Origin of the sequence: Neisseria sp. 23W00296 (assembly GCF_044772855.1) — a bacterium.
Lineage (GTDB): Bacteria > Pseudomonadota > Gammaproteobacteria > Burkholderiales > Neisseriaceae > Neisseria.
On the sequence record NZ_CP173024.1, the window covers coordinates 765,754 to 780,691 of the forward strand.

The window sequence follows — 14,938 nt, forward strand, 5'->3', positions numbered from 1 at the left end:
ACTGCCAATGGCTTTGGGGACTTAAAAACCGCCACTTTATGCGGTTGGCGTCCGGGCAGCCTGAAGGCGGTTTCAGGCTGCCTTTTCTTTAAATAAATAAATAAATAAAGGCTGCCTGAAAACCGTAAAAACAGCTTTCAGGCAGCCTGAAAACTGGGAATCCCGTTCATCAACCAACAAATGGAAACTCCCGACCCGGATGTTTCAGGCTGCCTGAAAGCGGCGGATTGCATCACAGAAAACCGGCAGGCGTGATTGGCCGAAAGGATTAGTCCGTCGGTGCAGTATTTTTCGAATCACAAAGTTTTACAATGCCGACGCTTTTGTAAATGGCGGCTCAAAAGCCGCGCTAAACCGCTAAAAACGAAGCATCTTAACAAACCACAACCCCAACCACCCCGAATCGGAAACGCAAACATGAAACCCAATTTCCTCCGCCTCCATATTCTTGCCGCGCTCGCGCTGTGCGGCACGGCTCTGGCCGATACTGCCGACACCGCCGAAGCCGCCGACAACGGCGAATTGCAGACCGTCCACGTTACCGCCGAACGCCAGGCCAAGCAGCAGCTCGGCGTATCGGTGATTACCGCGCAGGACTTGCAGAAGATGCCCGTTACCAACGACATTTCCGAAATCGTCAGCAAAATGCCCGGCGTTACTCTCAGCACCAACTCGCCCGGCGGCGAGCGCGGCAACAAACGCCAAATCGACATCCGCTCGATGGGCCCCGACAATACGCTGATTTTAATCGACGGCAAGCCGGTCAACTCACGCAATTCCGAGCGCTACGGCCGCAGCGGCGTGCGCAACACGCGCGGCGATTCCAACTGGGTACCGCCCGAAATGATTGAAAAAATCGAAGTGCTGCGCGGCCCGGCTGCCGCCCGCTACGGCTCCGGCGCGATGGGCGGCGTGGTCAATATCCGCACCAAAGGCGTGAGCAAAGAGCTGCACGGCAGCGTCGGCCTGTTTTACGACCAACCCGCCAGCGGCACGCAGCAGGGCAACACCCGCCGCGCCAACTTCGCGCTCAGCGGCCCGATTATCCAAGACAAACTGGGCTTCCGCCTCTACGGCAGCCTGAACAAAACCAATCCCGATGCGTTCGACATCAACGACAGCGTCAAATCCTCGCGCACCGCCCTCTCCGCCGGCCGCGAAGGCGTGCGCAACCGCGACATCGCCGGCCGCTTAACTTGGAACATCACGCCCGAGCAACGCTTAATGTTCGATGCCACATACAGCCGCCAGGGCAATATCTACAACGGCGACACGCAAAACAGCAACGTACTTGTACCCGCCGTGCAAAAAGTCGCGCCCCTGCTGCTGGGCACGGAAACCGCCAAAATCTACCGCCAAAGCTACACGCTGACCCACAACGGCATTTGGGATTGGGGCGAAACCGAGAGCTATGTGGGCTTTGACAAAACCGTCAACAGCCACCTGCCCGAGGGCCTGCTCGGCAGCACCGAAGGCGCCTACAACAGCACCAGCGGCTTTGCCGACAGCGTGCTGAAAAACTACCGCTTCGGCACCAAAGCCGACCTGCCCTTCGGCCGCCACACCGTAACCGTCGGCGCGGAAGCCAACCGCTCCGTGCTCGACGACTCCCTCTCCATGACCGCCACCGCCCGCGCCTACGGCCAAATCCCGTGGCTGGCCGCCAACGGCCGCAGCGGCAAAGCCTCGCAGAACAATTACGCGCTTTATGCCGAAGACAACATCTCGCTCAACGAAGGCCGAACCTACCTCATTCCCGGCCTGCGCTGGGACTATAACACCGCCTTCGGCTCGGTATTTTCCCCCTCGTTCAACTTCTCGCACGCAGTGAACGGCAACTGGAAAATCAAAGGCGGCATCGCCCGTGCATTCAAAGCGCCCAACCTGTACCAGACCCAGGAAAACTACCTGCTGATCAACGCCAGCAACGGCTGCCCCATCGACAGCCACAACCACTGGAACAACCCCAACGCCCAAAACGCCACCAGCGGCTCGGGCACAGCGGCCGACCCCTACAAAAACGCCAACCCCGGCGGCTACGACTGGGGACGCGCCTGCTACTTCTTGGGCAACAGCAACATCAAACCCGAAACCAGCCTGAACAAGGAAATCGGTTTCGAGTTCAAAAAAGACGGCTACCTCGCCTCACTGGCCTTCTTCCACAACAACTACAAAAACCGCATTGTTGACGAAGGCAACTACGTCGGCACCGTCAACGGCCCCGCAGGCGGCTACGACCGTGAAATCCGCTCCGACAACACCCCCGGCGGCACCCCCGTTTACCGCAACTACACCACCACCCCCGTTTACCGCTGGGGCAACGGCGGCAGCGCGGTACTCGCCGGCCTGGAAGGCAACGTTACCCTGCCGCTCGTGCGCGACAAGCTCACCTGGTCGACCAACTTCACCTACATGAGCCGCAACAAAGAAAAACGCCACGACAACCCCGTCTCCATCGTGCCCAAATACACCATCAACAGCACGCTTAACTGGCAAATCACCCCCGCATGGGACGCAAACGCCGTGTACACCTACTACGGCCGCCAGCAAACCCGCAGCAACCCCGTGCGCTTTATGGACGTGATCTACACCAACGGCCAAAGCGTCGTCAGCAAATACGAGCTCGGCAGCTACGGCGTTTTCGGCTTCAACGTCGGTTATAACTGGAAAGAGCGCATCAGCGTGCGTGCAGGCGTGAACAACCTGTTCGACAAAACCGTCCTGCGCACCGCCGGCACCGCCCGCACCTACAACGAGCGCCGCCGAAGCTATTACATGAGTATGCGTTATTCGTTCTGATCTTTAACGGCAACACAAAGGCCGTCTGAAAAGTTTTTCAGACGGCCTTTGTGTTGCGGATAGCAGACAGGATGGGTTTTCCAATTCTATGTTTACAAAGCAAATTCCGCCCATACGGGCGCATGGTCGCTAGGGCGTTCTTGGGCGCGGGCGTCGAGATCGACTTGTACGTTTTGCAATGCGGCGGCAAGTGCGGGGGTAATCAGGAGGTGGTCGATGCGCAGCCCCAAGCCGCGCTGGAACATTGCGCCGCGATAGTCGAACCAGGTGTAACACGCGCCTTCGGGACGGACTTGGCGCAGCGCGTCGGTCAGTCCCAAATCGAGCAGGGTTTGGAACCAGCCGCGCTCTTCATCGGTGCAGAGGATTTTGTCGCGCCATTTTTCGGGGTCGTAACAGTCTTGGTCGGCGGGGGCGATGTTGAAGTCGCCGAGCAGGATGAGTTTTTCGTGGCGGGCGATTTCGCCGCGCACAAATTCGGTGAGTGAAGCAAACCATTCTTTTTTATATTGGAATTTTGGGCTGTCGGGGGCTTCGCCGTTGACGCAGTAGGCGTTGATGACGCGCACGCCGTTGATGGTGGCGGCGATGACGCGCCGCTGCGGGTCGTCGGGCAGCGCGGGCAGGCCGGTGTGTACGTCTTGCGGTTCGTGGCGGCTGATGATGGCGACGCCGTTGTAGGTTTTCTGACCGCTCCATACGGCGTGCCAGCCCATCATTTTGAGCGCGGCGGCAGGGAATTTGTCTTGGTCGAGTTTGAGTTCCTGCAAAGCGAGGATGTCGGGCTGGTGTTCGGCCAGCCAGTTTTGTACCTGCGGCAGGCGGACGTTGAGGGAGTTGACGTTCCAGGTGGCGGTTTTCATGCATCTTTCCAATATAGTGAAACAAAATAGAAAATCTACGGCGTTGCTGCGCCTTGTCGTATTACTCATACTGCCTGCGGCTTGCTGCCTTGTATCTTTTCTATTTTGTTCCACTATAAAAAAGGCCGTCTGAAACGGCTTGGAGGAGTTTATTCGGCAGGCGTTGCGGCGGCGTTTTCCGCTTCGGCATGCGGACAGCGGTTGAGGCAGAGGCCGCCGACGACGTCGAGGATGGTGCGCGCTTCGGGCGAGCAGAGGCGGTATTGCAGTACGCGGTGGTAGCGGGTGTAGTCGATGATGCCGGCGCTGCGCAGTTTGGAGAGATGGTTGGAGACGGCGGTTTGGTTGACGCCGATGGCTTCGACCAGCTCGGTGACGTTGCGCTCGCTTTCGGCCAGCAGGCAGAGAATCATCAGGCGGTGGGGGTGCGCCATCAGTTTGAGCATTTCGGCAACGTGTTCGGCATTGCGCATCGGATCGCTTTGGCCGCCTGTTGCGGTGGGATTGAGTCGTTGCAGGTGGATATTCATGGAGGGGATTTTATTTGTGATTGCGTATCAGCGCAATTTATTTTTTGATATGAGAAATTGATGGTATCAATAAACGGCGGGAAAACGGCAAAGGCCGTCTGAAAGCGCCGAATCCTTTTCAGACGGCCTTTATTTGCTGTTTTTGCGGTGCTGTTTGGCGGGTAAGGTTGTCGGTTGCGACAAGATTTGATTCGGGTTGTGCGCTGCGGTCAGGCCGTCTGAAAAGGATTCGGCGCTTTCAGACGGCCTGCGCTTTATTGCGGGTTGTCGGTGTTGCAGGCGCGCGGCAGGTAGCTGTTGCGGGCTTCTTTGGCGAAGGCGCAGTGCCATATGGTGCGGCCGTTTTCGGTTTGCGGCGTGAAGACGATGGTGTTGCCGTTCAGCGAACCGGGCCAGAAGGATGCGTTGCTCAGTCGGGCGTAGAGGACGCCTTTGTCGATGTAGACTTCCTGCCAGTATTCCGACATGCCGGGTTCGGCCGTTTCGATGGGGGCGGGCTCAGCTTCTTCGTCGTTTGCTGCGGCGGCACGCTTTTCCAGTTCGCTGCGTATGGGGGCGATGTAGGCGTCGGCTTTGACCATTCTGGCGCGGACGACGTAGTCTTGGTAGGCGGGCAGGGCGATGGCGGCGGCGATGCCGAGTCCCATGATGGCGATTTGGATGTAGCCCATGATGAGGCCGGCCAGCGCGATGCCTGCGCCGCCTTGGCCGTTGCGGCGGATTTGGCTGCGGGCGATGTGGCCGCAGGTAACGGCGGCGATGGCGAGGATGATGGGGATGAACCAGCCGAACAGGGCGCAGACGAGTGAGGCAATGGCGAGTCCGTTGGTGCCGTTGTTCGGCTTGGGCGGCGCTTGGTAGTAGCGGGGGTTTTGTTCGGGCGTTGGTTGGTTGGGGTTGGTGAAGTCGTTCATTCGGTCTGTCCTCTGAAAAATAAAGAAATAAAGTGTGCGGTTGGGATCGGTTTTATGCCCATTGCCAGCGGTTGCGCCAGGCGCCGATAACGGCGTTGGAGTATTTGCTGCTGCCGAGGCTGCCGTTGAAGCGGGCGAGTGCGCGGGTGATGTTGCCGTTTTCGATGTTGTTGTAGTGGCGCAGGATGGTGCAGCCGTAGCGCAGGTTGGTGCGGATGTCGAAGAGGTTGTGGTCGGGTTTGCCGATGTAGCGCTGCCAGAAGGGCATGACCTGCATCAGGCCTTTGGCGCCGACGTTGCTGATGGCGTATTGGCGGAAGCCGCTTTCGACTTCGATCAGGCCGAGGATGAGCTGGGTGTCGAGGCCGGCGCGGGTGGTTTCGTACTGGACGTTGATGAGGATGCGGCGGCGGGCGGCTTCGTCGGGCAGAAAGCGGGCGAGGCGGCCGGACATGTCGGCCAGCCAGCGTTCGCCGTCGCGCGGGTTGGCGAAGACGAGGCGGGCGGGGTTGACGTTGTTGACGGAGGTGCGCATGACGGAGGCGACGTCGTCGGACAGGGTTTCTTCGCGCTGGGCGCCTGCCAGGAGGGCGCGCGGGGCGAGGAGGGCGGCGCTGCCGGCCAGCAGCAGGCGTCGGCGCAGGGTGTCGGGGGCGTGTCTGTTCATAGGCGGTGGTGGGGGCGGGAGGCCGTCTGAAAACTTTTAATCCGAAGTTTCAGACGGCCTTTTTGCCGTGCGCGTTTATTTGGACGCGGCTTTGGCGGCGTCTTCGCGGGTGGCGATGACTTGGTCGATCAGGCCGTATTCTTGGGCGGCGTCGGCGGACATGAAGTTGTCGCGGTCGGTGTCGCGCTCGATTTTTTCCAGCGGCTGGCCGGTGTGTTTGGCAAGAAATTCGTTCAGTTTCTGCTTGATTTTAATCAGCTCGCGGGCGTGGATTTCGATGTCGGAGGCTTGTCCGCCCAGTCCGCCGCTGATAAGGGGCTGGTGGATCATGATGCGGCTGTTGGGCAGGGCGAAGCGCTTGCCTTTCGCGCCGGCAGACAGGAGGAACGCGCCCATGCTGGCGGCCTGACCGAGGCAGAGGGTGGAGACATCGGGCTTGATGAAGTTCATGGTGTCGAAAACGGACATGCCCGCGGTGACCGAGCCGCCGGGGGAGTTGATATATAAGAAGATGTCTTTGTCGGGGTTTTCGCTTTCGAGGAACAGCATTTGCGCGACGACGAGGTTGGCGGTGTCGTCGTTGACGGGGCCGACGAGGAAGATGATGCGCTCTTTGAGCAGGCGGGAGTAGATGTCGAAGGCGCGCTCGCCGCGTCCGCTCTGTTCGATTACGGTGGGGATGAGGGTGTTGTTGCCTATTTCGGGAAACATGGTTTGCCTTTCTGTTTTGAAAAAGCACCAAAGCGGTGCGGCTTCGGTGCTTTCGGGTTAGGAACGGACTTTCAGACGGCCTCAGGCGCGGTTGCCCATGACTTCGTCGAAAGACAGGACTTTTTCGCTGACTTTGGCTTTGCCCAGCACGAAGTCGGTGACGTTGGCTTCGACGGCCAGCGAGGTCGGGCCTTCGAGGCGGCTCTTGTCGGCGTGGTACCAGTCGATGACTTCCTGCGGATCTTCGTAGCTGTCGGCAAAATCGGCGACAACGGCGTCAATCTGCTCGGGCTTCGGTTCGAGGCCGTTGGCCTGCACCACTTCGGCCAAAATCAGGCCGAGTTTCACGCGGCGTTCGGCCTGCTCTTTGAACATGTCGAGGGGCAGGTCGAGGTTTTTCGCGTCGGCCATGCCCTGGTTGATGAAGTTCTGTTTCATTTCGGCGGCCATGCGGGCGGCTTCGTCGTTTACCAGCGCGTTGGGGACGAGCAGGTCGGAAACGGCGAGCAGGGCATCCATCGCGGCTTCTTTGTTCTGACTGTCGATGCGGCGTTTCACTTCGCGTTCTACGTTTTTCTTCACTTCGGCACGCATGGTGTCGATGCTGCCGTCGGCGATGCCCAGCGCTTTGGCGAATTGTTCGTCGATTTCGGGCAGCACGGGCTCGGCGACGTTGCGCACGGTGATGGTGAAGACGGCGGTTTTGCCGGCAACTTCTTTGCCGTGGTAGTCCTCGGGGAAGTTGACTTCCACGTCTTTGCTTTCGCCTTCTTTCAGGCCTTCCACGCCTGCTTCGAATTCGGGCAGCATCTGTCCCTGACCCAGTACGAAAGCGTAGTTTTCGGCCGAGCCGCCGGCGAAGGGTTCGCCGCCGATTTTGCCGGCAAAGTCGATGATGACGCGGTCGCCGTTTTGCGCGGCGCGGTCGGTGTGGTTGAAGCGGGTGCGCTGCTGGCGCAGGATGTCGATGGTTTTGTCTACTTCGGCGTCGGTAACGGCGGCGGTGACTTTTTCCACTTCCTGTGCCGACAGGTCGCCGATTTTCACTTCGGGGAATACTTCGAATACGCCGGAAAACAGGAAGTTTTCTTTGTCGTCTTGGCCTTCGACGCCTTCAAGGCGCGGCATGCCGGCGATTTTCCAGCCTTCGGCTACGGCTGTGTCGAAAAACACTTTCTGCGCCAGCTCGTTCATCACGTCGTTTTGGATGCTTGCGCCGTACATGGACTGAATCATGCCCAGCGGCGCTTTGCCGGGACGGAAGCCGTCGATGCGGGCGCGGCGCGCGGTCTGTTTCAGGCGCTTGTCGCATTCGGCGTTGATGTCGGCCCAAGGCAGGGACAGAACCGCTCTGCGTTCCAGGTTTTCCAGTTTTTCTAAAGTTACGCTCATCGTAAACCCTTAAATTGTTTTCGGTTGATCGGTTTGGACGGGGGAAGTCCGCCCGGAATGATGTGCCTTCGCGCGTTTGCGGGGCGAAAATAAAGGCGCGAGTTTAGCATAGTTTTGGTTTTCTTGGCACGCGCCGCCTTGCGCCCGGCGCAGTGCGGGAGGCCGTCTGAAAGCGGTTCGGACGGTATCGGGAGAGTGCAGGTTTAGAAGCCGTTTTCCATCAGAATCTGGCCGGGGATGCGGTTGCGGTGCATGGAAAACCCCATGCCCAGCAGGGCTTGGAAGGTGTCTTTCACCATTTCGGGGTTGCCGCAGAGCATGAAGCGGGTGTTTTCTTGGGTGAAGGAGAAACCGGCGGCTTCGGCGAGTTCTCCGTTTTTCAGCAGCTCGGGCAGGCGTTTGTAGAGCCTGGCGCCGCTGGTTTCGCGGGTGAGCACGGGGATGAAGGTGAGGCGGGCGGCGTGTTCGCCCACCAGCGGGTGTTCGCGTAGGGCGGCGATGCGGCCGTTGAAAATCAGCTCGTCGGCGTGGGAAACGGAATGCGCCAGCACGAGGCGGTCGAAGCGCTGCCAGACTTCGGGCTGTTCGAGGATGGAGAGGAAGGGGGCGATGCCCGAGCCGGTGCACAGCATGACGAGTTCTCGGCCGTCGGCGAAGCGTTCGGGCAGCAGGAAGCCGGTGGCGGCTTTGTCGAGCAGGATGGTGTCGCCCGCTTTCATTCGGGCGAATCTGGCCGACATCGGCCCGCCCTGTATCAGTACGGCGAAATATTCCAGCGTGTCGGCGTATTCGGCAGACACTACGGAATAGGCGCGCCAGATATAGCCTTCGCCGTCGTAGAAGCCGAGGCGGGAGAATTGCCCGGCGGCAAAGCGGTAGGATTCGGGACGGCTGATAGCGAAGGTGATGAGTTTGGGCGTATGGTGTTTGACCCACAAGACGGTTTCTTCGGTGAATTTGGCTTCGGGGGAGGCGGCCATGGCAAGCTCCTGACGTGTATGTTGGTGACGGGCGGATTATACAGAAAGGCCGTTCCCCAGTACCCCTGCGGGGCATAAACGCGGGAATGACGTTCTTGGAAGCGCGGGATGCGGTTTCAGACGGCCTCCATGCCGCTTTGCTGCCGTGCCCGTCAGGCAAAAGGCCGTCTGAAAGGGTTTTCAGACGGCCTTTTCGTGCGGCGGACGCGCTTATGCGGCGGAGGGTTCGCGGCGCAGCAGGGTAATCAGTTCGGCCAGACGCGCTTTCATTTCGCGGCGGTCGGTGATTTGGTCGATTGCGCCTTTTTCCAGCAAAAATTCGGCACGCTGGAAACCTTCGGGCAGGGTTTCGCGCACGGTCTGTTCGATAACGCGCGGGCCGGCGAAACCGATCAGCGCGCCCGGTTCGGCCATCACGATGTCGCCCAAAAAGGCGAAGCTGGCCGACACGCCGCCCATGGTCGGGTCGGTGAGCACGGAGATGAAGGGCAGGCCTTTTTCTGTGAGCAGGTGCAGGGCGGCGCTGGTTTTGGTCATCTGCATCAGCGAGTTCAGTCCCTCCTGCATGCGCGCGCCGCCCGATGCGGACACGCAGATAAAGGAGCAGCCGTCGGCGGCGGCGCGGCGTACGCCCTGAACGAAGCGCTCACCGACCACCGAGCCCATCGAGCCGCCGATAAAGCGGAATTCGAAGGCGGCAACGACAACGGGCAGGCCGTTCAGACGGCCTTTCATCACCACTATCGCGTCGTCTTCGCCGGTGGTTTTTTTGGCGGCGCTGAGGCGTTCGGGGTATTTTTTGCTGTCTTTGAATTTGAGGATGTCGGTGGGCTTCACGTCGGCGCCGATTTCCTCGCGGCCTTCTTCGTCCAGCAGCAGGTTCAGCCGCTCGCGCGCGCCCATGGCGTTGTGGTGGCCGCATTTGGGGCAGACTTTGTCGTTCTGCACCAGATCGGTGGTGTACACCGTGGCGGCGCAGGCGGGGCATTTGTGCCACAGGCCTTCGGGCACGGCCGATTCGCTTTTGCCTTCGCGTTTGATTTTCGGCGGGAGGATTTTGTCTAGCCAGCTCATGTGGACTCCGTTTCAGACGGCCTGTCAGACCGTTTGTCAGTTGGGGAAAGGCGCGGATGGTAGCCAAAGACGCCCTGTTAGGCAAGGCCGTTCCCGCCTGTGCGGGAATGACGTTTCTGAAAGCGGGTTTGCGGGCTTTCAGACGGCCTTTGTGCGTTTCAGACGGCCTTAACCGCCGCTTTCAACTCCTGCACCAGGGCGCCGACGGCTTCGGCTTCGCAGCCGGGGTTGGCCTCGATTTCCCTGACAATGCGGCTGCCGACGATAACGGCGTCGGCCACGGCAGCAATCTGCTGCGCGCTTTGTGCGTCGGAAATGCCGAAGCCGACGCCGACGGGCAGGCTGATGTGGCGGCGCAGGACGGCGAGTTTTTCGGCGACGTCGGCGGTGTCGAGCGCGGCCGAGCCGGTGACGCCTTTGAGGGAAACGTAATACACGAAGCCGCCCGCCAGTTTGGCGATTTCTTTAACGCGCTCTTCGGCGGTGGTGGGGGCGATGAGGAAGATGGTTTCCAAGCCGTGCGCTTTGAGCGCGGTTTGTAGGGGGGTGACGGTTTCGATGGGGCTGTCTACCGTCAGCACGCCGTCGACGCCCGCTTCGGCGGCGGCGCGGGCAAATTCGGCGTAACCCATTTTGTGCACGGGGTTGAGATAGCCCATCAGCACGACGGGGGTGTTTTTGTCGCTTTCGCGGAAGCGGCGCACGATGTCGAGCACGCCGGTGAGCGACACGCCCTGCGCGAGGGCGCGTTCGGCGGCACGCTGGATAACCGGGCCGTCGGCCATCGGGTCGGAAAAGGGTACGCCCAGCTCGATGATGTCCGCACCGGCGGCGGCGAGGCTGTGCATCAGTTCGAGCGTGACGGCGGGCGAGGGGTCGCCGGCGGTGATGTAGGGGATAAGGGCTTTTTTGCCGTTCAGGCGCTCAAAGGCGGCGGTGATTCTGTTCATGGCGCGGGCTTTCGCGGAGGGTTTCGGAAGGGCGGCTTTTTACTATATTTCAGGCCGTCTGAAAACGGCTTTGCGGGCGGCTGCGGTTTGCTGCCGTCGGGAGCTTTGTTTTCAGACGGCCTTAAGGGCCGTCTGAAACCTTGTGCCCTTTCCCGCTTGCGGGGGAAGACTATCTGAAAATCAGTTTTTCAAACTCTGCACCGGCGCGGGTATCCGTCCGCCTCGTTTGACGAACACTTCGCACGAGCCGTTTTTCACCGGCATAATGGGGGCGTAGCCGAGCAGGCCGCCGAATTCCACTAACTCGCCCACGTCTTTGCCGGGCACGGGGATGATGCGCACGGCGGTGGTTTTGCTGTTGATCATGCCGATGGCCGCTTCGTCGGCGATGATGCCGCTGATGGCGGCGGCGGATGTGTGGCCGGGTACGGCGACCATGTCGAGGCCGACGGAGCAGACGGCGGTCATGGCTTCCAATTTATCGAGCGTGAGCACGCCCGATTCGGCGGCGGCAATCATGCCTTCGTCTTCGGACACGGGGATAAACGCGCCGGAGAGGCCGCCTACGGCGCTGCTGGCCATCATGCCGCCTTTTTTTACGGCGTCGTTTAACAGGGCGAGCGCGGCGGTGGTGCCGTGCGTGCCGCACACGGACAAGCCCATCGCTTCGAGAATGCGGGCGACGGAATCGCCGACGGCGGGCGTGGGCGCGAGCGACAAGTCCAAAATGCCGAAGGGAATGCCGAGCCGCTTGGCCGCTTCCTGGCCGATGAGTTCGCCCACGCGGGTGATTTTAAAGGCGGTTTTTTTCACCGTTTCGGCGATGGCGGTCAAATCCGCGTCTGGCGGGCAGTTCTCCAAAGCAGCCTGAACCACGCCCGGGCCGGATACGCCGACATTAAGCATCACATCGCCTTCGCCCGCGCCGTGGAAGGCGCCGGCCATAAAGGGGTTGTCGTCCACCGCGTTGCAGAACACCACGATTTTGGCGCAGCCGAAGCCTTCGGGCGTGGTCTCGGCGGTGTGCTTGATGGTTTCGCCCATCAGCCGCACCGCGTCCATATTGATGCCGGCGCGGGTGCTGCCGATGACAACCGAGCTGCACACGATGTCGGTGGTGCGCATCGCTTCGGGTATCGAGAGGATCAGGGTTTGTGCCGAGGGCGACATGCCTTTTTGCACCAGCGCGGAAAAGCCGCCGATAAACGACACGCCGATGGCTTTGGCGGCTTTGTTCAGCGTTTGGGCGATGGAAACGTAGCTATCCGCGCCCGTGGCCGCCGCGATTTGGGCGATGGGCGTAACCGAAATGCGCTGGTTGACAATCGGCACGCCGTATTTGGCCGACAAAAATTGTGCGGTGGACACCAGGTCTTTACCCACGCGGGTGATTTTGTTGTAGATGTTTTGGTTGAGCGTGTCGAGATCGGGCGAGATGCAGTCGTGCAGGTCGATGCCGATGGTGAGCGTGCGCACGTCGAAATTCTGGTCGGCAACCATGCGTACGGTTTCGAGGATTTCGGCGGATTGGAGTTGGGTTTTCATGGAGACTTTCTGTTGAATGGGGTTGAACCGGAGGCCGTCTGAAAACTGCTTTCAGTAGGTCGGGCATTCATGCCCGATGTTTTTGAAGTCTGTCGGTGTTTGTCGGGCATAAATGCCCGACCTTATTTGTAGGCCGTCTGAATGCGTATTCAGACGGCCTTTTGTCTGCTAAATCCGGTGCATGGCGGCAAACAGCTCTTCGTTTTGCATCCGAATGTCCAGCGACAGGCGTTGCCCTGCTTCGGCGAATACGTCGAGCATTTCGGCGCGGCTTTGCGGGCATTTTTCGGTGTCCATCAGGATAATCATGGTGAAGTAATCGTCCATCAGCTGCTGGCTGATGTTGAGGATGTTGATTTGGTGTTCGGCCAAGAGTTTGGCAACGTCGTACACGATGCCGATGCGGTCTTTGCCGATAACGGTGAGAACGGAATGGGACATTTGGGGTTTCCTTATATAACGGATGGGCGGATGAGGCCGTCTGAAAGGGCGGGCAGGGGTGCCGCGCCTTCGGGCAAGGGGCGAACTCTATCGCCTGACTGAGGAAAAGGCAAATCGGTGTTAAGGCCGTCTGAAAGCGCGGCTGTGCGGGGAGCGGAAGCCTTAGGGTCTGTTGACAATCAGCCTTGCGGCGGTGTTTTTGGCAAAAAATACCCGCCTGCCGCGTCAAAAATCCTCGCAAGGTGTCCAACCTTGCTGCGTTTTTTCCTTGCATTCGGGCATTTTTTACTCAAAAAACCGTCTCGCAATCTGAATGTCAACAGCCCCTAGCAGGGCAGGCTGGCATTTTTTACATTTTCGGTTTTTCGGCATAAATCTGTCTTAAAAAACGATGTTTTCGCTTTTTTATTGCGCGAATGTTTTTAAAACGGAATCCGACGGATAAATTGTAGACAATTTTTCAATTTTGGCACTTGGCTTGCGCCCGAGTTGCGCGTAAAAAACGGTTGAAGATTGTAGACAATTATTGCTAGACTGCGCCGCAAGTCTTTCCCTTAATCTCTTAACCGTTCTGCAAAGGAAACACCATGAGCCAAACCAATCTCGACACCCTGTTCCAACAAATCAAACAACGCGACCCGAACCAGGCGCCCTTCCATCAGGCGGTGGAAGAAGTGTTTATGAGCCTGCAACCCTTTTTGGCGAAAAACCCGCAATACACCCGCCACGGCCTTTTGGAGCGCATCGTCGAACCCGAACGCGTGATTATGTTCCGCGTGTCGTGGGTGGACGACCAAGGGCAGGTGCGGGTCAACCGCGGCTACCGCGTGCAGATGAGTTCCGCCATCGGCCCCTACAAAGGCGGCCTGCGCTTCCATCCCACCGTCGATTTGGGCGTGCTCAAATTCCTGGCCTTCGAACAAGTCTTCAAAAACGCGCTCACCACGCTGCCGATGGGCGGGGGCAAAGGCGGCTCGGATTTCGATCCCAAAGGCAAATCCGACGGCGAAGTGATGCGCTTCTGCCAGGCCTTTATGAGCGAACTCTACCGCCACATCGGCGCGGACACCGACGTGCCCGCAGGCGACATCGGCGTGGGCGGCCGCGAAATCGGTTTCCTGTTCGGCCAGTACAAAAAACTGCGCAACGAATTTACTTCGGTGCTCACCGGCAAGGGGCTTACTTGGGGCGGCAGCCTTATCCGCCCCGAAGCCACCGGCTACGGCACGGTGTATTTCGCCCAATCCATGCTGCAAACCAAGGGCGACGGCTTTGAGGGCAAACGCGTCGTGATTTCCGGCAGCGGCAACGTGGCGCAATACGCCTGCGAAAAAGCCATCCAGCTCGGCGCGAAAGTGCTCACCGTGTCCGATTCCAACGGCTTCGTACTCTTCCCCGACAGCGGCATGACCGAAGCGCAGCTGGCCGCTCTGATCGAATTGAAAGAAGTGCGCCGCGAACGCGTGAAAACCTACGCGCAGGAGCAGGGCTTGCAGTATTTCGAAGGACAGAAACCGTGGGGCGTGAAATGCGATATCGCCCTGCCTTGCGCCACCCAAAACGAATTGGACGGCAAAGACGCCGCCACCCTGCTGGCCAACGGCGTGCAGTGCGTGGCCGAGGGCGCGAATATGCCCTCCACCCTCGAAGCCGTCGAAGCCTTCCTGAAAGCGAAAATCCTCTACGCGCCGGGCAAAGCCTCCAACGCGGGCGGCGTCGCCACCTCGGGTTTGGAAATGAGCCAAAACCACATCCGCCTCTCCTGGCCGCGCGAAAAAGTGGACGGCCGCCTGTTCGACATCATGGCCAACATCCACGAAAACTGCGTCGCCAACGGCACGGAAAACGGCTACACCAACTATGTGAACGGCGCGAACATCGCCGGTTTCAAAAAAGTGGCCGACGCCATGCTGGCGCAGGGCATCGTTTGATTTGAGGCCGTCTGAAAACGCCGCGCCGACGCAGTCGGAGCGGACAAAACACCAAGCAGAAAGCCGTGCGCAGGATTCGTCCGCCGCGCGGCTTTTTCCGCGTTCCGCGTGCGGAAAAAAACAGGCGCCAAAGCGCGTCCG

The 14,938-nt window shown here is 59.6% G+C and carries 13 protein-coding genes; 2 read left to right on the forward strand and 11 right to left on the reverse strand.

The annotated features are described in order from the left end of the window. Window positions 1-417 precede the first annotated feature (417 nt). Complete coding sequence (locus ACG2K1_RS03920) at window positions 418-2,799, forward strand: FepA family TonB-dependent siderophore receptor (RefSeq protein WP_395429461.1); 2,382 nt, start codon at window positions 418-420, stop codon at window positions 2,797-2,799. Window positions 2,800-2,891: 92 nt separating this feature from the next. On the opposite strand, the gene xth is transcribed toward ACG2K1_RS03920, so the two are convergent. The 11 genes from xth to ACG2K1_RS03975 all read right to left on the reverse strand — a co-directional run bounded on the left by xth (window position 2,892) and on the right by ACG2K1_RS03975 (window position 12,866). Then, the gene (xth, locus tag ACG2K1_RS03925; RefSeq protein ID WP_009425935.1) at window positions 2,892-3,662 is read right to left on the reverse strand and encodes an exodeoxyribonuclease III; all 771 of its coding nucleotides are present in this window, start codon (window positions 3,660-3,662) and stop codon (window positions 2,892-2,894) included. A 149-nt stretch (window positions 3,663-3,811) separates the two neighbouring features. Further along, window positions 3,812-4,135, reverse strand: coding sequence for a helix-turn-helix transcriptional regulator (locus ACG2K1_RS03930; protein ID WP_051040418.1), 324 nt, complete (start codon window positions 4,133-4,135; stop codon window positions 3,812-3,814). A gap of 311 nt (window positions 4,136-4,446) precedes the next feature. Beyond that, window positions 4,447-5,106 (reverse strand): DUF4190 domain-containing protein, encoded by a 660-nt coding sequence (locus ACG2K1_RS03935; RefSeq protein ID WP_395429460.1) that lies wholly within the window; start codon window positions 5,104-5,106, stop codon window positions 4,447-4,449. A 52-nt stretch (window positions 5,107-5,158) separates the two neighbouring features. Then, window positions 5,159-5,773, reverse strand: coding sequence for a lytic transglycosylase domain-containing protein (locus ACG2K1_RS03940; protein ID WP_009425931.1), 615 nt, complete (start codon window positions 5,771-5,773; stop codon window positions 5,159-5,161). 75 nt (window positions 5,774-5,848) lie between these two features. Then, window positions 5,849-6,484 (reverse strand): ATP-dependent Clp endopeptidase proteolytic subunit ClpP, encoded by a 636-nt coding sequence (clpP, locus tag ACG2K1_RS03945; RefSeq protein ID WP_009425930.1) that lies wholly within the window; start codon window positions 6,482-6,484, stop codon window positions 5,849-5,851. A gap of 81 nt (window positions 6,485-6,565) precedes the next feature. Beyond that, the gene (gene tig, locus ACG2K1_RS03950; RefSeq protein WP_009425929.1) at window positions 6,566-7,876 is read right to left on the reverse strand and encodes a trigger factor; all 1,311 of its coding nucleotides are present in this window, start codon (window positions 7,874-7,876) and stop codon (window positions 6,566-6,568) included. A gap of 203 nt (window positions 7,877-8,079) precedes the next feature. Then, on the reverse strand, window positions 8,080-8,856 hold the full coding sequence (locus ACG2K1_RS03955) for a ferredoxin--NADP reductase (RefSeq protein WP_395429459.1): 777 nt from the start codon (window positions 8,854-8,856) through the stop codon (window positions 8,080-8,082). A gap of 210 nt (window positions 8,857-9,066) precedes the next feature. Further along, on the reverse strand, window positions 9,067-9,930 hold the full coding sequence (accD, locus tag ACG2K1_RS03960; protein ID WP_009425927.1) for an acetyl-CoA carboxylase, carboxyltransferase subunit beta: 864 nt from the start codon (window positions 9,928-9,930) through the stop codon (window positions 9,067-9,069). Between the two features lie 158 nt (window positions 9,931-10,088). Then, a complete protein-coding gene (trpA, locus tag ACG2K1_RS03965; RefSeq protein WP_009425925.1) occupies window positions 10,089-10,880 on the reverse strand; it encodes a tryptophan synthase subunit alpha in 792 nt (263 codons plus the stop codon). Window positions 10,881-11,060: 180 nt separating this feature from the next. Further along, window positions 11,061-12,425, reverse strand: a complete 1,365-nt coding sequence (locus ACG2K1_RS03970) for a PFL family protein (RefSeq protein WP_395429458.1) — start codon at window positions 12,423-12,425, stop codon at window positions 11,061-11,063. A gap of 168 nt (window positions 12,426-12,593) precedes the next feature. Then, window positions 12,594-12,866, reverse strand: coding sequence for an ACT domain-containing protein (locus tag ACG2K1_RS03975; RefSeq protein WP_009425922.1), 273 nt, complete (start codon window positions 12,864-12,866; stop codon window positions 12,594-12,596). Between the two features lie 587 nt (window positions 12,867-13,453). Here ACG2K1_RS03975 and gdhA point away from each other — a divergent pair. Next, complete coding sequence (gene gdhA, locus ACG2K1_RS03980) at window positions 13,454-14,797, forward strand: NADP-specific glutamate dehydrogenase (RefSeq protein WP_395429457.1); 1,344 nt, start codon at window positions 13,454-13,456, stop codon at window positions 14,795-14,797. Window positions 14,798-14,938 lie beyond the last annotated feature (141 nt).